17 protein-coding genes are annotated in these 22,059 nt (G+C 39.2%); 12 read left to right on the forward strand and 5 right to left on the reverse strand.

Annotated features, from left to right (window positions below; all coding sequences use genetic code 11):
- Positions 1-2: 2 nt before the first annotated feature.
- The 4 genes from QNI15_RS07980 (at position 3) to QNI15_RS07995 (ending at position 3,967) form a co-directional block, all read left to right on the forward strand.
- Positions 3-1,103 carry a hypothetical protein gene (locus tag QNI15_RS07980; protein ID WP_314031285.1) on the forward strand — a complete coding sequence of 367 codons (1,101 nt, stop codon included), beginning with the start codon at positions 3-5 and terminating at the stop codon, positions 1,101-1,103.
- 82 nt (positions 1,104-1,185) lie between these two features.
- Positions 1,186-1,782: a hypothetical protein gene (locus tag QNI15_RS07985; RefSeq protein WP_314031286.1), complete on the forward strand. Its 597-nt coding sequence runs from the start codon at positions 1,186-1,188 to the stop codon at positions 1,780-1,782.
- A 126-nt stretch (positions 1,783-1,908) separates the two neighbouring features.
- The gene (locus QNI15_RS07990; protein WP_314031287.1) at positions 1,909-2,496 is read left to right on the forward strand and encodes a hypothetical protein; all 588 of its coding nucleotides are present in this window, start codon (positions 1,909-1,911) and stop codon (positions 2,494-2,496) included.
- Between the two features lie 379 nt (positions 2,497-2,875).
- Positions 2,876-3,967: a hypothetical protein gene (locus tag QNI15_RS07995; RefSeq protein ID WP_314031289.1), complete on the forward strand. Its 1,092-nt coding sequence runs from the start codon at positions 2,876-2,878 to the stop codon at positions 3,965-3,967.
- A gap of 239 nt (positions 3,968-4,206) precedes the next feature.
- On the opposite strand, the gene QNI15_RS08000 is transcribed toward QNI15_RS07995, so the two are convergent.
- Positions 4,207-5,139 carry a bestrophin family protein gene (locus QNI15_RS08000; protein WP_314031291.1) on the reverse strand — a complete coding sequence of 311 codons (933 nt, stop codon included), beginning with the start codon at positions 5,137-5,139 and terminating at the stop codon, positions 4,207-4,209.
- Positions 5,140-5,475: 336 nt separating this feature from the next.
- On the opposite strand from QNI15_RS08000, the gene QNI15_RS08005 reads away from it, so the two are divergent.
- The 5 genes from QNI15_RS08005 to QNI15_RS08025 all read left to right on the forward strand — a co-directional run bounded on the left by QNI15_RS08005 (position 5,476) and on the right by QNI15_RS08025 (position 13,365).
- Entirely contained in the window at positions 5,476-6,132 is a 657-nt protein-coding gene (locus QNI15_RS08005) for a hypothetical protein (RefSeq protein ID WP_314031292.1), read from the forward strand.
- 72 nt (positions 6,133-6,204) lie between these two features.
- The gene (locus QNI15_RS08010) at positions 6,205-7,368 is read left to right on the forward strand and encodes an AAA family ATPase (RefSeq protein WP_314031294.1); all 1,164 of its coding nucleotides are present in this window, start codon (positions 6,205-6,207) and stop codon (positions 7,366-7,368) included.
- Positions 7,369-7,422: 54 nt separating this feature from the next.
- A complete protein-coding gene (locus QNI15_RS08015; protein ID WP_314031296.1) occupies positions 7,423-8,142 on the forward strand; it encodes a hypothetical protein in 720 nt (239 codons plus the stop codon).
- A complete protein-coding gene (locus tag QNI15_RS08020; RefSeq protein WP_314031297.1) occupies positions 8,129-10,528 on the forward strand; it encodes a hypothetical protein in 2,400 nt (799 codons plus the stop codon). The genes QNI15_RS08015 and QNI15_RS08020 overlap by 14 nt, the downstream gene beginning before the upstream one ends.
- On the forward strand, positions 10,525-13,365 hold the full coding sequence (locus QNI15_RS08025; protein WP_314031298.1) for a hypothetical protein: 2,841 nt from the start codon (positions 10,525-10,527) through the stop codon (positions 13,363-13,365). Before QNI15_RS08020 ends, QNI15_RS08025 begins: the two co-directional genes overlap by 4 nt.
- A 113-nt stretch (positions 13,366-13,478) precedes the next feature.
- On the opposite strand, the gene QNI15_RS08030 is transcribed toward QNI15_RS08025, so the two are convergent.
- Complete coding sequence (locus tag QNI15_RS08030) at positions 13,479-14,342, reverse strand: AraC family transcriptional regulator (protein WP_314031299.1); 864 nt, start codon at positions 14,340-14,342, stop codon at positions 13,479-13,481.
- A 93-nt stretch (positions 14,343-14,435) separates the two neighbouring features.
- On the opposite strand from QNI15_RS08030, the gene QNI15_RS08035 reads away from it, so the two are divergent.
- On the forward strand, positions 14,436-15,389 hold the full coding sequence (locus tag QNI15_RS08035; RefSeq protein ID WP_314031300.1) for an NADP-dependent oxidoreductase: 954 nt from the start codon (positions 14,436-14,438) through the stop codon (positions 15,387-15,389).
- A gap of 125 nt (positions 15,390-15,514) precedes the next feature.
- Here QNI15_RS08035 and QNI15_RS08040 read toward each other — a convergent pair whose 3' ends face one another.
- Together QNI15_RS08040 and QNI15_RS08045 are read right to left on the reverse strand one after the other, a co-directional pair.
- Positions 15,515-17,191 carry a carboxylesterase family protein gene (locus tag QNI15_RS08040; protein ID WP_314031301.1) on the reverse strand — a complete coding sequence of 559 codons (1,677 nt, stop codon included), beginning with the start codon at positions 17,189-17,191 and terminating at the stop codon, positions 15,515-15,517.
- 55 nt (positions 17,192-17,246) lie between these two features.
- Positions 17,247-18,758, reverse strand: a complete 1,512-nt coding sequence (locus tag QNI15_RS08045) for a carboxylesterase/lipase family protein (RefSeq protein ID WP_314031302.1) — start codon at positions 18,756-18,758, stop codon at positions 17,247-17,249.
- A 268-nt stretch (positions 18,759-19,026) separates the two neighbouring features.
- Here QNI15_RS08045 and QNI15_RS08050 point away from each other — a divergent pair, with 268 nt between their 5' ends.
- Positions 19,027-19,803, forward strand: coding sequence for an NUDIX hydrolase (locus tag QNI15_RS08050; protein ID WP_314031303.1), 777 nt, complete (start codon positions 19,027-19,029; stop codon positions 19,801-19,803).
- Between the two features lie 64 nt (positions 19,804-19,867).
- On the opposite strand, the gene QNI15_RS08055 is transcribed toward QNI15_RS08050, so the two are convergent.
- Positions 19,868-20,038 (reverse strand): hypothetical protein, encoded by a 171-nt coding sequence (locus tag QNI15_RS08055; RefSeq protein ID WP_313976132.1) that lies wholly within the window; start codon positions 20,036-20,038, stop codon positions 19,868-19,870.
- A gap of 382 nt (positions 20,039-20,420) precedes the next feature.
- Between QNI15_RS08055 and QNI15_RS08060 the strand changes: the two genes are divergently transcribed.
- Complete coding sequence (locus tag QNI15_RS08060) at positions 20,421-21,851, forward strand: sulfatase family protein (RefSeq protein ID WP_313996547.1); 1,431 nt, start codon at positions 20,421-20,423, stop codon at positions 21,849-21,851.
- The last annotated feature ends 208 nt before the right edge of the window (positions 21,852-22,059 follow it).

Below are 22,059 nucleotides of genomic sequence, written 5' to 3' on the forward strand. Positions count from 1 at the left end.
CAATGAGTTACTCACTGGAAACTCTTGAGGAAGTACAAGAGGTAGTTGATATTCTGTCCTATGGTAAAGAGTCTGAAGAAAATGAAAAAATTCTTCAGAAATGCATTCAAAAAGCACAGTTCTTCAAAGACAAAGATCTCGAATTTGAGGCTCGTGTTGCGTATATCAGACAAGTGACCTGGCTACACAAACCAGATAAGACCATAGCCATTTTTCCGTGGTTGCTAAAACGAATGGATGAAGGTCATAACAAGAATCATCAGTATTCTGTTTTATGGATGTATAAGTGGGTCATTATAAAGCTGCCATGTTATGCATCTGTCTCCTTACAGCAAATAGAAGACTTGCAACAGGATATGGAAAGACGTTTTCTGGACTATGGTACAGGCACACGCATAATAGATTACTTCCGGATGATTGTCTATGCTCATCTCGGGAACCTTTCTAAAGCCCAGGAGCACCTGAAAAACTATCTTCAGGATACTAGTAGCTGTCTGCTGGATGATTGTGACGCCTGTCAACCAAACAATGTACTGGATATCTATTTGAGTTTACGGGATTATCCTGCATTCCTGCATACGTCTCAACCATTGTTAAATGGTACAAAAAAGTGCAAGGAAGTGCCCGATTATACCTATTCCAAAACTGCGATGGTAAATTTTCTATCTGGCAATACAGAGGTAGCGAAAGACCATGCCATTCTGGCCCGAAAGAAAATTCCACTTACCAGTGCAGTACTGAAAGAAATGGGGTATCTACTGACATACTATGCACTCACAGAAGATTTCATAAAAGGTCGGGTGGTCATTGAAAAACAAATCGGATTTTGCACTAATACCCAACCTGAAGCCTATCTCTATCAATTTCTTTTGGGTTTTCTTCTTTTTATGAAAGCACTACAGAAGGCAGGAAAAAAAACGATCAAGCTTAAGGTGCCAATGGCAGAGATACAGCCAATCGAAGAAGATACGTATGAAGTAGCCTCCCTGATCACATGGATCGAAGGGCAATGTCAGCAGAATGTGCAAAAGCTGGATCAACGCAATGGAAACACATTTTATTCAGAAGATATGACCTATTATCTTTCTCTTATTCAGAACTGATACAATACTTTTTTCAGAAACGGATAAATATTCTTATCTTTATCTGTTTCTGAAAAGATCATCGTCTTTATACCCTATCACTATGAATACGAAACTTGTTCTGGCAGGTATCTTCACTTTTATCTGTGTATTCGCCAATGGGCAAACCAAACTTATTGCCCATAAAAGCCATAGTGGTAGCGCCGAAACTTTCGGAACTGCTCTGAAGAATGATTTCTTTGATTTGGAAAGCTCCAACTTTGGAGAGGTCCCTTTCCATAAACGCCCTAAACATATCCTTGACAGTGTGGTGTTTGTTTCAGATACGATTACAGTGTTAGTCTGCAGTAATAAATCTAATAGCCCTAGCAATCAGTCTGAAAAGTATGCCATTACTCTTAGCAATCACCCTATTGTATCCAAAAAACATTCCAAAAAGAAAATAAAGACCTTCCTTCAGGAAGAATATAACTTTCAGAATTCTCTTGATTCAGTCCCATTTATAGAATACAAAGAATCAACTACCAAGTTGCCCAAAAACAAAAAGAAAGAAGGCTCTTTTTCTTTGATACCTCAAAACACAAATCATCATCCTCTCGATAGCTCAAAGCTACTACTTGTTGGCTTGGCTGGTGCATTTGCTGTACTTACAGCATTTGTATCTTTAAAGTGGGGACAACTAAAAAAACGGCTGTCTTAAATATAGCGCCAGATGCTTATATGAAGCATTCCTGTCACAATGAACATTTGTAGTTCTCTTGAATTTAGTAATCAAGTTAGTACACCATTATGTGGTATGTTAGCTTGAATTAACAAAAATGGCATAATGAGTTTAAATATCACAGTGTATTGCAAGCAAGTTTCTCCAGACTTGATTCCCCAAATTATGAGGCGCTTGAACGAATATGATATGATTGTGGAAGTTTATCCTGCCTTTAAGTTTGACCAACAAAAAGATATAGGTTTTTTGCCATTTAAATTTAGATTAAAGAATCCGAATTGGGATATATTGAAAGACAAGGAACTTAAAAGTGGCTTTGAACTATACATCAGTAATTTTGATCTAAATGAAGAGAAAGCGAATCTGAAGTCCAAACGCAGTCTCTTTGACAAATTACGTGGAAAAAAACAAGTTGATGTTGCATTTGCACCACCTAACATAGAAAGTCGCTTACAAGAATGTAAAAAAGCTGTTTCGTTCGTTTGGCATGTATTAGACAGCTTTGAACTTCGTTTTGCATCTATGGCCAGTGCTATATTAGCAGAATTAACAGATGGTGTTTGCAGCTACCCGGCGGACAATATCTGGTATGATAATAAAGATATTGTTGATCAGGCTTTTAAAGAAGTGATTGCATATGAAAATTCACTGTTAGAGAAAGAAATAAAATTTCACGAATTTAATAGTTGGTAAAAAATGACAGTATTATTATATGTTTAAGTTGTAGTTTTGATAATACAATGGGATGTAAATGGTGTGATTTAATTTTTTAGTTCTATCAATGGTGTTGAAAACAGTTATCTTTACCAATAGTTATGCAGTTAGTAGTGTTATAAGTAGAAGGAAAGGATTATATTTATTTTAAGCTTCACTTCTGCGTTTATAGAATTGATCTTCAGTTTTTTATAACAGAGTAAATATATTGCTCTGACTATACGAACCACCAATGCGTCTGAGTCATTGTTTACAGACAGGAATTTATCTTTTCGCATTTCTGTGTGTTCTGTTCATCCCCTTTCCCTTCATCTTTTTTCCTCTCCAGGAAAGGTATACTCAATTCCTTTTTGGAGATTTGATCCAAGTCATTGCACCTATAGTGGGTATTGAGGAAGTCCATTCAGAGATTTCTTCTGACTCAACCTCATTATATTTCCTGCTTCTGCTCTTACTTATCCTATCAGGAGGTCTGTCTTTTTTGTTTGAAGCATCCAAAAAATGGAGAGTTCATAAAGAATCTATATTCATTCTGTTGCGAAAAGTTTTTTCTTACTATTTAGCTTTGCAGCTTTTAAAATATGGAGTGGATAAAATCTTTAAAGCACAGTTTTATCTGCCAGAGCCCAATATTCTCTATACCCCTTTCGGTCAGTTAAGCAAGGATATTTTATATTGGAGCACAATGGGTACCTCGTATCTGTATAATGTAATTACAGGTTGTGTTGAGGTCCTGGCAGCTTCATTCTTGCTCTTTCAGAGAACACGTGTAGTAGGATTGCTCCTTTCAATTGGTGTCATGATCCATATTGTTGCCATCAATATAGGATTTGATATTTCAGTTAAGCTCTATTCCTGTTTTCTTTTACTGCTGGCTCTAATTGCCTTATCTCCACAAGTCAGTCTACTCTATCAGTTTTTCATTCTGCAGAAACCAGCAGCTTTAACCATTGAAACTTCAACTTTAACGTTTCGTCATCAGGCTCTTATTCAACGTACACTCAAACTATTCATTGTTGGCCTCTTTTTACTGGAAGCTTTTTATCCTTATAGGCAGAGTAAGACTTTTAATGATGATCTGGTAGCAAGACCATTTTTACACGGAGCCTACCAGGTACAAACCACATCTAGGGATTCTGTTATGCAAAATCCTTTCTCTTCCATAAAACGCTTTTTTATTCATCGCAATGGATACATTATTTTTCAGGATCAGGCTGACCAGATGAAAGATTTCAAATTGCAGATTGACAGTACAACTCATGTGTTTTTATTGACAGATTATACCATGCGCCAAACTCAGATCAGATATGAGTATAACAAACAGGATAGTCTGTTAACTTTTCATTATAAGATTCAGGATAAACTCTATATTATTCAGGGGAGGGCACTAAACTGGAAAAGTTTACCTGCACTCAAAGATGAAATACACTGGACGATAGAAAGCAACTGATCCATTGTATAGTCTCTTCTGAGAACAAACAATGGATCAGATATTTTTAGGTTAATGCTTAGTGATCAATACTACCTGCTTCAAATTCACATACCTCTTTTAGTATTTCAATTGCCGCTTTTATAGCACTACATTCATAGTGTTCACATACAATTACATGTTCCATTCTCAGCAATTCCGCTACCTACCCTGGTTATTATCTAGTGAATGGTTTATAACATACAGGGTCTGAGACATTGCTAGAATACCTTGGTATATAAATCAGTAGTTGCTGGCTGAGTTACTGGAGCAGACTGGTCGACAGATAGTATCTCAAAAACATTGGTTGTAATTGTTTTTGCAATATCTCCTGTGGGCAAGTCATTACAATCCAGTCCAAATGGCTCCTCTATCTCTGCCGCCATTATTTCAATACCGATAAATGTAAAGAAAATAAACGTGACCAGCGGAATAGTAAAATACCCAAAGTCCTGAATCAGACCAAAAGGAAGCATAACCGAATAGCCCAGAATCAGTAATTTGATGTATACACTGTATGAAAACGGAATAGGTGTTTTCTTGATCCTTTCACAAGCACCTGCCACATCCATAAATACCTGCATATGTGGTTTGAAATTGATCATATCGGCGTCCCCAAGAGCACCACTCCGGTAAACAACCTGCACCTTCTGGTGAATCAGTGAGGCTATGTGATTGGGAATATGTTTTTTGGTTTGATACGAAGCCTGATCTTCAGGGGTAAAATGAATCATTTCACTCCATATCACCCCTTTCCGCAGATGTTCCTTAAGGGCAATGGCAAAATTAGAAATCAGAATAGCCAGTTCTCTCCTGCTTTGTATATCCTCTTTAGGAAACGTAGCCTGAATCATGATAGCCAGGTTTCGACTGTTGTTCACCAAAGTTCCCCATAACCGACGTCCTTCATACCAGCGGTCATAGGCACTATTGGTCCTGAATACCATCAATACACTGAGTACAATACCTAATAGCGAAAAGATAGTGGATGGGATGGTAAACTCTTTAGGCCATACTTCAATAAAAAGAACACAAAAAACACTTGTAAAAGCTGCTACACCAGCAGCACCCCTTAGGATGCGTCGCATGGTCCAGCTGCGTGTTAAATGGGAAATGTCACGCCAAAAGTTCTGGTTTGTTTCGTAAATGATCATGAGGCAATAGTAACAGATAAATGGATAAAACGGTGCCAGCTCTGATTAAAACAGAAAGGGCAGGGATTGCGGCTAGTGGTAATTTATTCCGAAAATTTTATTCGTCCAACTATCAGGCTCCCAAATCTTTTTCATTGCTTCATATCTTCTCAGAAGTAGTGTTTCTCTGTTACATCTTACAAAGGTTTTATTTCAGAAGCCATTATCTCCTTTTCCTAAACAAATCCTATTATTTTTGTATATTAAGGGCATCACACCATACAAGTAGCAAAGCTGATATATTTTTAACTTTCTTAAGACGTTGTCAGACTAACTGCTATTAGTGACTATGAATTTATGAAAACAGTAACATTAACAAACTTTATTACAGACCTCACCCAACAGGGAAATGTTACTGTAAATGCAACGATAGAGCCTTTTAGTGAAATAGAAAAACAGGAATCCTGTCAGGTTTTGGAGCAATACTATGCAACAACACTGGTAGACATACCACATACAGCACCAGCCTTCTTGCCTGAAGCTGCCTTGTGGGGAGCTATGTTTATTTATCGGGCATGTCAGTCTATTTTGTTGCGCCATCTTACAGAGAGTCAGGTTAGAACCTATCTCTTACCTTATTCAGGCCCTCCTTCCCCAGAGGCTATCTACTCTATTGATCTGACATTGCGTTTCCTGCCAGACCTCATGCATTTTGCCAAAGGTCTGTCGCCTGATGATGTACTTGTACAACTTCTGCGAAATACGGCACAATCCTGGCCGTTTTCTTCTGTAGGAGTTGATATTGAGGAAAATTCAGATCATACTACGTTTATCCGACTACACCCTTCCTTAAAATATGCCTATGTGGATCGTATCATTCAGAAACGTGATCACAAACGACTCACACATCCTGAATTGTATGATCTGGTAAAGGCGGCATTGGGTATACACGCAGACCGTTTCTGGCCAGAACTCAAACATGTAACAAAAGATCTGACCCATATTGAATATTAACACAAACAGGGCATTCGTATCTATACAATCCCTGCACTATTTATTCCAAACATTATCATCCTACAAAACTTCATGGAAACCAGTACAGAAAAAGACCTTCTGCTCATTGATAAACTAAATCAGGTATTGCAACACGTTAAGAACACCTTTGTTGGAAAAGATAACATCATTGATCTGATGGGAATCTGCCTGGCTGGACGTGAAAACTTATTCTTATTAGGCCCTCCAGGCACGGCAAAAAGTGCCATGGTGCGTGAATTAGCCAAGCTGCTGGATGGTAAAACATTTGAATATCTACTTACCCGGTTTACAGAACCTAATGAACTTTTTGGGCCATTTGATATCCGCAAACTTCGCGACGGAGATCTGGTAACCAATACAGAAGGGATGCTTCCGGAAGCATCACTAGTCTTCCTCGATGAGTTATTGAACGCCAACAGTGCCATTCTTAATAGCTTGCTGATGGCACTGAACGAAAAAATATTTCGTCGGGGACGGGAAACCAAACATTTACCTGCTCTAATGTTTGTAGGTGCCAGTAACCATTTACCAGAAGATGAAGCCTTACAGGCTCTCTTTGACCGTTTTCTGATCCGGGTTCGGTGTGATTATGTAGATCCTAAATTATTAAACGAAGTATTGCTGGCAGGCTGGCAACTGGAACGTAAATCGGTAGATAATCCTCCCAGAATCACTACCGACGAAGTAGCACAGCTTCAAGCTATGACAGCACAGGTAGACTTACATGAGATTCGTCCTTTGTATATCGACCTTATTCAGAAACTACGAAATGCAGGACTTTCTGTATCTGACAGACGGGCAGTAAAACTACAGCGGCTTATAGCTGCCAGTGCATTATTGTGTAAACGCACCAAAGCACAACCATCTGACTTCTGGGTGTTACGTTATATCTGGGACACAGAAGAACAGCAGGAAATTATAGCTGGTATTGTTAATTCTGTAGTAGAGGCAGATCCTGAAAAATCAGAATCTCATCCTCAGGCACACATCAATGCCATTCCCAATGCAGATGAGTTGTATCAGGAAGTAGTAATACTAATGGAAAAGTGGGATAAACCAGAAACCTCGTTACCTGATCGGACAGTAATTAAGGACAGGCTTCGTTATCTGAATGGACGTTGTGAATGGCTTACCAATGAAGAACAACGAAAATATGTCCAGCAAAAAATGGACGAACTATGGAAAAAGATTCTGCATACCGGGGAAAAAGCATAAACTGATTTTTTGATTCAGCAACAAGTGCAGATAACAATGCCTATTCGTTAAACTATGAAAGAGAAAATCCTGGTCTTTAACCATACAGACAAACAAACTCTGGGAGCAGTCCGGTGTATTCCCGGCTTACGCGCAGCAGAAAATGGAGATCACATATGGCTCCGTGGTATAGCTGTAAGTGAGAAGATAGACATACGCATCCGACAACTTCCGGCTTTACATAGCTATTTTCTGGATGAACGGAATCGTTTGTTTCCTGCTGGTGGGTTAACGCCAACAGGTACCTTACCATCTTTATCCTGGCAGCCTCTTACTACATTTATTTCAGTAGAGTTGCCCGTGTCTGTATTACCAGGGAAGTTTCAAAGACCATACATTGCCCAGCTTGTTCCCTCTGAACAGGAGAAACCAGGGGCTGCCCTACTTGTTTCTTTAGCCACCTGGAAAGCCTATGCTGAAACAGCACCTGAGATTCGTCTTCAACAGGTACGATTTGCTGTCTCAGAAAAAGAGGAAGTATTTATTATAGGTGACCTATTACCTTCTATTCCGGGTAAGGAATACTGGAGGCACAATACCTTACTAGTACCCTCCGGATATGATTTTGATCCTCCACTGATAACTGATATTATTGAGAAGAAACTCAATCCCCAAAAAGGAAATTTACTTGTATTTCATTCAAGTGACGAGTGGGAACTTATTCCGCTATCCTGTTTTGTACCAGCAACCCGTAGTGCCATCCGATTAACACAAGTATCCCATGAAACTAAATAACCAGATTATTGCCTTTCAGGATTATTTCTGTCCTCCCCAGCAATATTTCTGGCACTGGGCAGAGAATGGCCAGATCATGGAGTGGCAAAATGGAACTACGATTTGCTATCGGGAAGATCTGTCCACTATTATGACTGACATACAGTTGCTGGGACTACCTCCATTAGGTTCGATATTGCTTGTGCTGGCAGCTTGTCAGGACACCTGGTTTGCGTCAACGGCTAATTTGGAAATGTTGTATGCCGTAAAAAATGCCTTACTGGAAAAAGAAAAGCACAATCCTTTACTCAAAGATATTGATCCACTTCTGACGGGGGTAACCAATCTATTGGACAGAATCAGTGAACTACCCAAAGAATTTCGCAGTGGCACGGCACGTACACATCTGCTCCAGGTCATCTTTGAAACATCTCAACACAAAACAACCCAGCAACAAGCTAAATCACTAATCAGTGAGTGGGAAAGCGGACGGTTAGATGGATTAATACTTTTTCAGACAACCAAATCTATCACTTGTCAGCATTTTATTGCTGACCTAAAAAATTTGTATGCGGTTTCAAAGGTGTATGAAACCACAGATCAGCTCAGACAGAAACTTCGGACAGGAATATCGACGCTTCCGATGCCTCCTGAGGTTCTTCCTCCATTGGAAGAAACCCGTACTCTACTGGAACAACTGGCTGATGATCCGGAAACAGAAAGTCTGAGCCGGCTTATCAAACGCCTGCTTGCTGTATTGCATATACCTATGCATTCACAAGATAGCAGTGACCAGCCTGTAGGTGGGGTAGCAGACATTACCAATCGTGGAAATTTTGATCGTCTTCTTTTAAGTGAACTAGCCAATGATGATATTGTACTCATGGCCCGGTTAGCCAACAATGAAGCATTATACCTTAGACGGGAACAACCACCTACACATCAAAATCCTGAGCGGATCATATTACTGGATACAACTTTGAAACTATGGGGTACTCCACGTATTTTTGCTATGTCAGCTGCTTTGGCCTGTGTGGTTAATAATAAAGCAAATGCTACTATAGAAGGTTTTGCATTAAAAGGTAAATCTTCTGTACCTATCGACTTAACGACAAAAGAAGGAGTTACCACTGCGTTGGAGCATCTTGATCCTTCTTTACATTGTGGAGAAGCATTAACTTCTTTTCTTACTACACAAACCTTTAGTCAGGAAACAGAGAATTTCTTTATTACAACAGAAGAAACACTAAATGATCATACCTTTATAGCTCATCTGGCAACCATACGACCATTGCTCAATTTTCTGATTACTGTAAACAGAAGTGGAGAACTTCAGTTTTTTGAGTTGATCGAAGGCAGAATGAAGTTACTAAGTAAGGCAAAGCTGGATCTGGAAGAAATATTATTTCCCTCTGTCAAAAAAACAAAACCGAAATCAAAGCATATATCATCTGAATTTCCGGCATTCCTTCAGGAAGAAACCGCACCACTTCTCTATCCCTCTTTAAAAGTAAGAGTATCTCAATCTCATGCGTTTGATGTTGATCCTAAAGGATTGTTGTGTGTTACCACCGATCAGCGATTGTTATATTGGTCAAAAGAAAAGACAGGAGCTCATGAATTAGTAGAGTTTATTGAATCCGGAAGGTACACCTTTGGTCAAGGAGATGGCAATGTATATATTATGGTAGATAAATCTTCTGGTGTACAGCTATATTCTATTAATGGAAATCAGGTTATCCGTTTTGACTTTTCACATACAATCCAAAAAGCAGATGAAGTGATTTTTGATTCAGAAACGTTATCTAATTTTTACGTTACATTAGATACCAGCGCGTTTTGCATTAATGCCTTTGATGGAACAATCGTTTACCAAAAACCTATGCTGGATGTCATCCAGAAAATAAAAAAGTTAAAAAGTGTAGCAAAAGAACCTTATCTGAAAAATATACATCAAAGCAATCAGTCAGGCTACCATGTATTAAGTCGTGTACAACAGGTGTATATCTCTGAAGGAAGCTTGTGTGTAGGGAGTCACAAACTGGTCAGGCATCAAGTTCACTCTACACTGAAGTGGGTTGACTTTAAAGGATATCATCCTGTAGATGAGGGGATAGAAATCAAACCTCCAAAGATCTCCAATCCGAATCTGAAGTTTACCAGATATACATGGCCTGATGGAAGTTCTGTAGTCTTTGATTCGCGGGGCCTCCTTCACTTACAAAGCTCTGATCGTAGTATCCCCAATGTGACAATTTTATTGATTATTAACCGACCCGTAGCCTGTTGGTCGTCTGATGGGCAATGGTGTGGCAATGTTGAATTTTTACCTGATTCTACAAAAGCTATAAACTCTAATGAGTTTTATATAAAATACATTCAAACTTTTATTGATACCATTGGATGATACTTTCTCTAACCTATAACGAACATAGTCAGCATACGCTGGGTGGAGCGTTTGTCCGTGGAACCACTCCGGAAGAATGGCTGACAGAAATAAACCACTGGAAGATAGATCCTGATCAACTGGTATGTTTTATCATACCCGAAAGTATACGATCTGTACATCCTGCGGGACTTTTTGTAGTATTCCGAGGCAATCAATCTGCTAAACTGCCATATATCCGAAATCCGTATGGTGTATTAGCAGAGAAACTGTTTATTCCCATTCAATCAGACTTGAGTCCTGCTATCACACCAGAAGAACTCCGTTCCCTGCTGGTATGGGATTATCAGGTATTTCATCCAGGTATTGGCTTCATTGGCTTTGAGAAAACAGATCAGATTGATTTGACAGATCTGATAGCCTATTCCTTTCCCATAGAAAAGGAATGGAGCTTCGCCCATACTGGTATCTCCACTTCTCCCCGATTGCAACGAATCGGATTGCAGCAAATGCAGCTGGAGGAACTTATGCAGTCCTTTAAAGAGTCTGTTCAAGAATCTGTAGGAAGTAAACCTATTCAAGAGTTGGCACCTTCAGCTCAAACCCCTATTTCACAAACTACCAGTTTCTTACTAAAGCTCCTCATTGGTATTCTGGGAGTGATTATGGGTATTATTTGGGCTATTATAAATGCCATTTTGAGTTTATTCCGCAAACTCTCACAAGCAGATCCGAACCAATCAACTAAACCATCTCCAACCAAAACACGATCAGGATCAAGTGGAGCAGGTAGTTCTGGTGGAGCAGGAGGTGGTATAGGCGCTTCGATTAGCAAGCTGATAGGAGGTATACAAAACTGGGCATCCGAAAAGCTGGAAGATCTCCAGAAAAAAAGAGAAAGCGAATTACAACGATTACTGCGGATGTTTGACGAAAATATGGAAGAAGCATTAAAATATGCTATTCCGCTGGATGGAAACTATCAGAATAGAGGAATGGCCCCTCCTTCCACCACCCTTAGTCGCAGAGATACCAACTTCAGTCTGTCTGGTTTGGGCGGAGGTGGTCCTGTGGACGGATGGAATGTAGATAACTACTATCAGGATTTACGTAGAAAATACCAGAATGCGGCTAATAAAGAAATAGAAGCTGGTGACTTCAAAAAGGCAGCCTATATCTATGCACATTTATTGGGTGATTACCATAGTGCAGCCAACACCCTTAAACAGGGTAAACACTTCCGTGAAGCGGCTGTGCTGTACAAAGATCATTTGAGAAATACTGCAGCGGCAGCTGAATGTCTCGAAGAAGGCGGCCTGTTTCATGAGGCAATTGATCTCTATGTAGAAATGAATCGATTTGAAAAAGCAGGAGATCTGTATACAGTTCTGGAACAAAAAGATAAAGCCGATCCATTATATGAACAATGTCTGGAGCGATCTTTACAACAGAAAGACTATCTGGATGCCTCCCGACTTGCGCTTCATAAGCTGGAATCTCCTCAACGGACAAAACAGATCTTACTGGATGGGTGGCAGGATTCTACTCAGGCTGAAACTTGTCTGCTCCAGTATACAGATCTGGTTGCCAAAACGGAAAAAGATCAGTGGGGCAAATACATGGAAGGAATCTATCAGCAGACACATTCTAGTAAAAGGAACAGTTTGCTTAATGTGCTGACCCAGACCTATCCTCAGTATAACGATCAGGACAGCTCTGACATTTCTAAAAATATTGCGTTTACGATTATCAGCGAACAAGCTTCAGCAGGGAATATAACGTCTCTGCAGAAACTGAAAACATTTGTTCCGGATGACCAGTTACTGATTCCAGATGCTAATCGATATATCCATCAGATTAGAACACAGCCTGTTATACACAAGCCTATACAAACTGCACCAACTGTTCAGAAGGATACATTAGTTTCTACATTCAAACTGGTAAGTGATATTTTATGGATTCAGGCAATCGCCTATCAAGATCAGTTTCTGGCCTTTGGTATTAAACAGAACATTCTCTATATAGCCCGCATCAGCTCAGAATTTGATATTGAGTACATTGTATGGAGTACTATTTCCGGTTCTCCAACCTATTTTAATCTGATTTATGATCCGGCATTTTCAAAATACATTATCCTTCATACGGATTGTACTCTTACTCAGAAACAAAAGGTGCTCTCTACGTCCATGCATTTTCGGGATGAAATTAGTGTGTTACATCCGTCATTTCTGCCAAATGCTGTACATGGTATCTCTTTCAATGACAATGGAGAGGTAGTCGTATTGCATACGATACACAGCAATGAAGTACTAAGTACATATTCTATAGATGGAACCTTGTTGTCTACCAACAATACCCATCAGACCGATCAACAACCTCTTGCACTTATTCAACCGGTAAGAGAAATGATTTACAGAAAGGAGATGTATCATACAGCAGATGGTGAGTCGCTGATCCAGTTGATTCCTGACAGACATTTACGAATTGATTTAGGTTCACCTATTCGTAAAATGACTGCGACCAATCATCACACTGCCATTCGTTTTATCGTGAGTACAGAAGAAGGTTGTGTACTGATACGACATTCAATGTGGAAGATGCAGAAATCCAATGAGTTTTTTGCCAGAGGAAAGGACGTTCAGCATCTGTGTTACATTCCGGATAACTTTGTTATAGTAGCAGATTCACAAATTGTAGAGGTATATACCATTACTCAGGATAATCCTAAATGCTGCCATACGTTTGAGGTTAAGCAGCCTATTGTCTCCATCTTGCCAGCAGCAAAACGCAATCATTTTGTGGTAGTCACAAAGGCTGGAGAGATGCAGGTGCACAAAGCTAGTGCAGAGGATATATAGTGTTTGCCATCAGCTATATTTGAATAAGAGTCATCTCCAATTCTTGAAGTATCTGACTTCGTTAGAGAATTGGGGATAGCCTCTTTTTTAACAGATAGAAAGCAAATCTACTGTCAAAAAATAGCAGCTATACTCCCTTTTCTATATTCGGTAGGAGTTATTCCTTTGTTTTTTTTAAAAGTTTTTGTGAGGTGGCTTTCATCCGTAAATCCAAACTCATAGGCAATTTCATTTAATCGCATATCACTATGCAGAAGTCTTACCTCAACCAATGAAAGCTTGTAGTTGATAATATATTGCTGCAGATTTTGCCCTGTATGCTTTTTAAAGTATTCGCCTATATAGTTGAGAGATATATTAAAGTGAGCAGCAATCGTTTCAGCCTTTAACCTTTCAGAATTGTAAATATTCAGGTGTATGTAGTGTAGTATATCCAGCAAAGCTGAATTATTTACCTGGGTTTTATCGGCCACATGCATGGAAATATTGCGGGCGACCACTATAATCAGTGTATTTACCAACTGCTGTACCAACTCTTGCTGCAACGTGCCCTGATTTACATATTCCTGTATAATAGCAGCAACTAGTGACCGAACCAGGGGTTTGTCAGGTACATTTCGTATAATACATCCCTGCTGATAGTTATTATTCTGAAAAATATATTCTAGTTTCTGTATCCACCCATTCAGATTACTATGCTGTTCACTGGGTTTTTGTGCTCTGAAATAGATATTATTAAAGCGAATGAACAAAAATGTGGTAGTACGTTTCACCTTGGTAAACTGTACCTCAAAAGGCATCAGAAGAAACAGATTGTCAGCATTATAGTTAAATTTATTCTGATCAATATGATAGATACCTTCTCCTTCTACAATATAGGCAAGTTCGAAAAAAGTGTTTTTGTGCATTTTGATAGGGCATTCATCTACCCGCACAAACTCAATATCAAAGGGCTGAAATAGATTTTGTATCTGCATACCTATAAAGATACCAGATTAACCTGAATTTTTACAAGACTCCACACTGCTATTTTCCTGAAATTTGCTTCATGAACATCTAACTATACTATCATGAAAGCAATCACATTAAAAGAAACCGGAGATATTGAAAAATTGCAGTTTGCTGAAGTCTCAACTCCAACTATCAAGAAAGATGAAGTTTTAGTACAAGTAAAAGCTATTAGTATCAATCCTGTTGATGCCTTTGTAAGGCAACATCAACAAGCACTCATTTCCTATCTTCAACCTAAACCAGATGAAGATGCCTTTATTCTGGGTTGGGATATATCAGGTATTGTGGTAGCAACGGGAGACCAGGTCACTCAATTTAAAAAAGGAGATGAGGTTTTTGGTATGGTAAACTTTCCAGGACATGGAAATGCCTATGCTGAATACGTGGCGGCACCAGCCTCCCATCTGGCATTGAAGCCACAAACTATCAACCATGCAGAAGCGGCAGCTGCTACATTGGCAGCATTAACCGCCTGGCAAGCACTGATGACTTATGCAAAGGTAAAAAAAGGTGATAAAGTATTGATCCATGCTGCAGCTGGTGGAGTGGGACACTATGCTGTTCAGATTGCTAAACACTTTGGAGCCTATGTGATCGGAACTGCCTCTACTTCCAACAAAGAATTTGTACTAAGTTTGGGAGCAGACGAGTTTATTGACTACACACAGGAAAAGTTTGAAGATCGGGTACAGGATGCAGACATAGTTATTGACTCTATCTATGGAGATCATGTACTACGATCGCTGGACACAGTTAAAAAGGGAGGCAGAGTGATTACGCTTCTTACTTTTTTTGAAGGGACTATTGCAGACAAGGCCAAAGCAAAAGAAGTATTTACTCATCGATTGGGAGTTGTATCAAACGGAGATGATATGCAACAGATAGCCACTCTACTTGCATCAGCGGCATTGAAATCACACATTTCGCACAACTATGTGTTTCAGGAAATGCCAAAAGCTCATCAGCAAATTGCTACAGGAAAAACTCAGGGTAAGATTGTTGTAAGCCTATAGGAGTTTATAATCTCTCAAATACTGTAACGCATCTAACAATGAAAAGAGGTGGATAGTATCCACCTCTTGATTCATTACTCATTCCAACTCAATACACAAGGCATATTTTTCACTTCGTTATGTTTCTAGCGTAATGAGACTACTCCTAGGGCAGCTATCTTTTTTGCTTCTAACTCTGATGGTTTCCAGTTAGTACCAAAATATCCTTCTGCTACTACATTTCGTACAGAGTCTTTGAATAAAATAAAATCCTTGAAATCACCCAAAATGCGTTGAGCAGGAGGAAGAAACGGATACCCTTCAGGTTTTAGTCCAGTCCACCAAGGTAATCCGGAGTTAACAGCTACATAGTGTTTATCAACTGGGAAAACATAAAACAATCCATGATCTTTGGTTGCAGTTGCATTCAATTGCAAGGGTAAACGATCACTATACTTTTCTATCAGCAGATTGGTTTCCTTCGTTCCAAACAAAATCAGATTAGAACTTTCCAAATCACTGGGACGAACTTCTTTATCTGATAAGACACGTGGAAAAAACATAATTCTTCCCAAAAATTCACCCCGATAAGTAGACCAGTTTGCTGCCTGTAAAGCGATATCCTGTCGTGCTTTCAATTCTTCAGGTGTGGGATTGCCCCCAGTACCATATACATAGATATGTCGGGCAGCAAAAGCTTCACTCAGTGGACCTTCTTCAGCTGTCCTCTTTGCATTTGCCACAGGTGTAGTGACAATACTCCATTTCCCCCCCTGTAATTGTAAAGAAATAGACTCAGATGATAAGGCAGGCACTTTTATTTTTTTGTCATTAATAGTAATCATTAATGGCTTGGCAGCTTTTACAAATTTAGGATGACCTGTCAATATAAGAGTAAAAGCATCCAGTGCAGATGTTTTAATCGTCAATTCATTTATAGCAGTAAACTTAGTGTCAATACTAGCTAATAATCCTGGAGTAAACTGATCTAGCTGTACCCAATAGGCACGATTGTACTTGTATTGTCTGGTAGCAAAACGAACCTGGTCTGGAAAACGATTGCGTTTAAACTGATCAAACCAGCCAAAAATAAACTCATCCTTATATGCTCCAACCCAGCTATCGTGTTGGACATCCGGAAACTCTTTGTATTCCACTTTTGTACCCAGTTCAGTTAACTTTTTTACCCAGTCACGAGTTCCTGCCACTGGCACTACCGGATCAGCATCTCCATGAAAGAAATGGACTGGAAAGTTCAGCGCATTCATAGCTAAATCTTGCGTTCCTTTGGGTGGTGCAGGACAAACCGGAGCAATCGCAGCCCAGATATCCGGACGACTAAGTCCAATCCAAAGTGTTCCTCCTCCTCCCATAGACAAGCCCGTCAGATAAACACGGTCTTCATCAATGCTGAATCTTTTCTTTGCATCTGCCAGAACATCATACACATCATTTTCGGGAATACCCTGATAACCCGCTGTACCTCTTGCAAAAGGTGATACTACAATATACTCAACATCTTTCCATTCCGGAAAAGAAAGGCTTGCTTCTACATCTGTCTCACCGGGAGCATTACTTTTTCCAAATACCCTCCGTAATTCAAGACGGTGATTCGATCCGGCGCCATGTAGCATCACTACCAAAGGATATTTCTTTTGCGGATTGTAATTCTTAGGCAGATACAATCCATAAGGTTGTTCTGTGTCATCCGCATTAGAGAAGAATGTTAACACCTGAGGGCCAGACGGTAGTGTTTGTGCATATGTACCTCGTATGATGAACAAGCTAAGGATAATAAGAGAAAGCGTACGGCTAGAAGTCATATACTTATTTATGAATAAAGAATTAAGTCTATAAATGTCTCGTGACTAAGCTATTTTATCTCTGTAATGAAGTCTGGTACATATCCCAGAACTCAAACTGAGTACGGGAAGGCAATTCACGCACTTTGCCTGTGTCAGACAGCTCCATTACTTGTTTGGAATCAGTAGTAAAGGCAGGCCAGACAGGTAACCCTTTTCCGTTTGGATCACCTGTTGCAGCGAAGTTTACCCAATAAGAGGACATTACATCTTCCAACTTTCGGTCTGATTCTCTCCATGGACGATCCCATTTATGAAGAGTATGTAGGGCATACGAAATTTCAGCAGAATGAAAAGCACCATAGGATATACCATCAGGCTTATCAGGAGGAACCTGACTGAAATAATAAAGAAAGGTTTTATTTTTACCTGATCTGGATTGTAGACTAGCCCAGGTGTAGTTTTGCCAGCCAAATATTTGATCCCGTGCAAGTGCAAACTGAGATTGTTTGGCTTCTTCATCTGTATTTCCCGGATAGGCTTTCAAAAAATCAGCTGTTTTACTACCGTATTTCTTTTCTGCATCTTCTCTATAAGCTGTAGCACTTAATGGATTAGGGGAAGCAAATCCATCGCCGGCATTCCAGCCTGTTAATACTGGTACATCATTTTGTTTACCTGCAGCAAATGTTGTATAAATAGCAGGTAATACGTAGTTATCAATAACAGGCCGAAATATTCCTCCTGTTTTTATAAGTTCTTCTGCTGACCTGGCACGTAGTTCTGCCATGGAAGCAGTCCCCATCTTTTGTGCCAACTCTAGTCCATTTTTCTCTCCGTCCTCCAACTTTTGCCCAGCAGTATTCCCATTAAACATCCCTCCACTCTCAGCAATTACCCGATGAAATAACCCTTTAGCCAAAGGAGAAGCCATCAAAGCATTAACACTAAATGCTCCGGCAGATTGTCCCGCTATAGTAACCAGATTGGGATTTCCTCCGAATCCAGCTATGTTTTCTTTTACCCATCGAAGAGCAGTAATCTGATCTAATAATCCGTAGTTTCCGGATACCTGATGAGCAGATTCTTTGGTAAGTTCGGGATGAGCCAAAAAGCCTAATACACCCAAACGATAATTTACGGTAACAAATACAATTCCTTTTCCAGCTATCTCTTCGCCATCATAAATAGGAACAGATCCGGAACCACTTACAAATGCACCTCCATGAATCCATACTATTACTGGCAACTTTTCATTTCCGGATTTAGTGGGAGTCCACACATTCAGATACAGGCAATCTTCATTCAAAGGTTCAGCGGGTGCCAGAAACTCCTGTGTATACATCATAAAAGGAACAGGTTTGGTCTGCATAGCACTGGCAGAAAAAGTATCACACTTACGGACTCCTTTCCAAGGTGTAACAGGCTGCGGCTCTTTCCATCGTAAATTTCCTACTGGAGGTGCAGCAAAAGGAATACCCTTGAACATGTATATATTGCCCTTTTGGTTCTTTGTTCCTGAAATCTTCCCATATTTTAGTGTAACAGTCGTTAGTTTAGATGTTTGTCCATATGTAACCAAACTCACAAATATGAAGAGATATAGCAGATATTTTGTACAGATTATCATAGAGAAGACGTTCGTTTATTAGTCGATTCTACCTATTCATTGTTATGAAATTCTTTGCCAATTTATAAGTATTAACAATCTGTTTGCAAGATCAATGAGGAAACTAATACTGGTACTTTTTTTATATTATCTTGCATTATGTTACAACAACGCAATGACAGGCTTTTTCATCTGAAAAACAAATACCGAAAGAATTTATTTTCTTTGCATATTGATTCCCAATGCTATGAGTGAACAAAAACAATCTCTGATGAATTTGTTAGAAACAGGAGCTACCTACTATTTAAGCCATATTTCTCTCGACTGTGTTGTATTTGGATTTCATGAAAACCAGCTCAAAGTACTGCTTCTGAAAATGAAAGACAGAGATAAGTGGGGTTTACCAGGTGGATTTGTGCGTAAAGAAGAATCCGTAGAGTTAGCAGCAAATCGTGTTTTAAAAGAAAGAACCGGACTAGACAACATCTTCTTACAACAATTTCATGTATTCAGCGATCCTGATAGGTCAAATAACAAAGACTTAATTGAGTCAGCTAGGAAAACAGGCATTGAAGTTACAGAGGACAATTGGTTTGCTCAACGGTTTATAAGTATAGGATTTTATGCACTCGTAGAATTTTCGCAGGTAAAACCTACTGCTGACGCAATATCCGATGACTGTACCTGGTGGGATTTACATGAGATCAAATCGTTAATGCTGGATCATAATCTGATTTTAGACAAAGCACTCGAAACCCTGCGACTACATTTGAATTATCAACCCATTGGCTATACACTGCTTCCAGACAAATTCACCATGCCGGAATTACAGAAGCTCTATGAAACTATTCTGGGCAAAAAGCTAGACAGAAGAAACTTTCAGCGAAAAATAACCGGATATGGCATACTCAAACGATGGGAAGAACGCAGAAGTGGTGTAGCCCACAAAGCCCCTTATTTTTACAGCTTTGATACAGAAAAATACAAACAAGCTTTGCAAGAAGGGCTTGACGGAGGTTGGTGAGCACAGGATCACACTATTTATCTGAATAAATAGTGTGATCCTCTAATGTCTTTTATTATGGATATTATGGATTAGATCTACGGGTAAAAAGATAAATAACAATACCAATAACTAAAGCTACCAGTATAATTCCAGTCCAGAAACCTGCTTTAAAGATTCCTCCAATTACAGAGCAACTGCTCATAAGCAACACAAAGGCAAACACCCAAACAATATTCCATCCAAACAATTTCATAAATATATTGAGTTAGAGTAAATGAATTACATGATCTGATTCAATAGGATAAAATGTCATGCCAGCTATGAAAACTAGCATTCTGTGATTCTTCACTATTTTATAGCTTTCACTAAAATACATTTCTTAAACATCCAACCAAATAGAGAAAAAATGTAAAACGTTTGGAAGTTAAATAACAAATTTAAATATTTGTCTATAGATCTAGTATAGATTATAATAAACTTTGATTTATATACCACCACTAAATCAGAGACCATGACTCAGCACAGACAATTGTAAACACTTTGTATGTGATTAAAGACTTTCTGAGTTGAAACATTTATAGCAAGCAACCTCATCTCTAATAAATTCATTTACTCCCTTTTAGACCAAACTTTATATGAGTTCACGAATTATTCTGATCTCTTCTTATACCAGTATAGCTTTGTTTTTCACAGGCATTTTTCTTTCTATATATAAGGAGAGACCCAAAGCTAACATAGTTGAGAGTGCACAAAAAGCTGCTCAACCCAATATTGTTCTCATTCTGGCAGATGATCTGGGGTATGGAGACATAGGGGCTTATGGAGCTACAGATGTTCGTACTCCGCATATTGACCAGTTAGCTACTCAAGGGATTAAATTTACTTCATTCTATACACCTTCACCGGTATGTTCTCCTACAAGGGCAGGTTTGCTTACAGGTCGCTATCCATGTCGCATGGGGATTGATGGAGTATTTTTCCCAGAAAGCTATACAGGCATTCCAGCTTCGGAAGTTACTATTGCAGAGGCTCTGAAACAAAAAGGTTATTCAACAGGAATAGTTGGAAAATGGCACTTAGGACATCATCGTCAGTTCTTGCCTTTACAGAATGGCTTTGATTATTATTTTGGCATTCCGTACAGCAATGATATGCAGGGAGTGGTATACCTGCGAAACAATGAGGTAGCTGAATTTAAAGTTGATCAGCATTTGACAACAAAAACGTATACCCAGGAAGCAATTCAGTTCATTGAAAAGAATAAATCCAAACCGTTCTTTTTGTATCTGGCTCACAATATGCCTCATGTGCCACTATATGCTTCTTCTGAATTTAGTGGGAAGTCGAAACGAGGCCTATATGGAGATGTGATTGAAGAACTGGACTGGAGTGTTGGAGAAGTGGTGAAAACATTAAAGAAAAACAATCTGGATCAGAACACGCTGGTAATCTTTACTAGTGACAATGGACCTTGGCTAGCCTTTGATGTAGATGGAGGGTCGCCTGGTGTTTTACGAGAAGGGAAGCAAACTACTTTTGAGGGAGGACAACGCGTTCCTTTTGTAGCCTATTATCCTCCATTGATCAAAGCCGGACAAGTAAATGATCAGCTTGCCACTATGTTTGACCTCTTTCCTACCTTTTTAAGCCTGGCTGGGTCACCGGATTATAAATCACCCAATCCGCTAGATGGAGAGGATATTACTTCTGTACTGGCAGGTAAAGCAAATCGCAAAGGGAACGAATTTCTCTATTATTACAATGGTCAGATACAAGCTTACAGAAAAGGAGACTGGAAGATAAAATTTCCGTACAAAGGAAATAAAGGGATTCAGGGTGTAAAAGATGTCGCCCCACATGATACGCTGCTCTTTAATCTGAAAGAAGATATTGGAGAGAAAGCAGATCAGTTTAAAGTACATCCTGAGAAGGTAGCTGACTTGCTCAAATCTTTTTCAATACATAAATCCAAAGTGACAGCAGCTCCTACCCTTGTTCAGCGAATGCCGGCAGATGACAGTCATATGATACGTTATAAACAACGTAAGGGCCTTGCAACAAATTAATACACTTAATTTTAATGACTCTCTAACAGATTTGGCATAAAACGTTTAGACCAATTAACAGGATAAAGCATAATCAAAAAACTGTCTTTTCATCCTTTCATAATCAACTTCAAAATAAAAATATATTGGCAGTAATAGCCTGAGAAAAAAATATGGAAATCACTAAGTTTAAAACAGGGATGCAACAACCTCCCTGTTTTGCTTATTT

Source organism: Xanthocytophaga flava (genome assembly GCF_030068545.1).
Taxonomy (GTDB): Bacteria; Bacteroidota; Bacteroidia; order Cytophagales; family 172606-1; genus Xanthocytophaga; species Xanthocytophaga flava.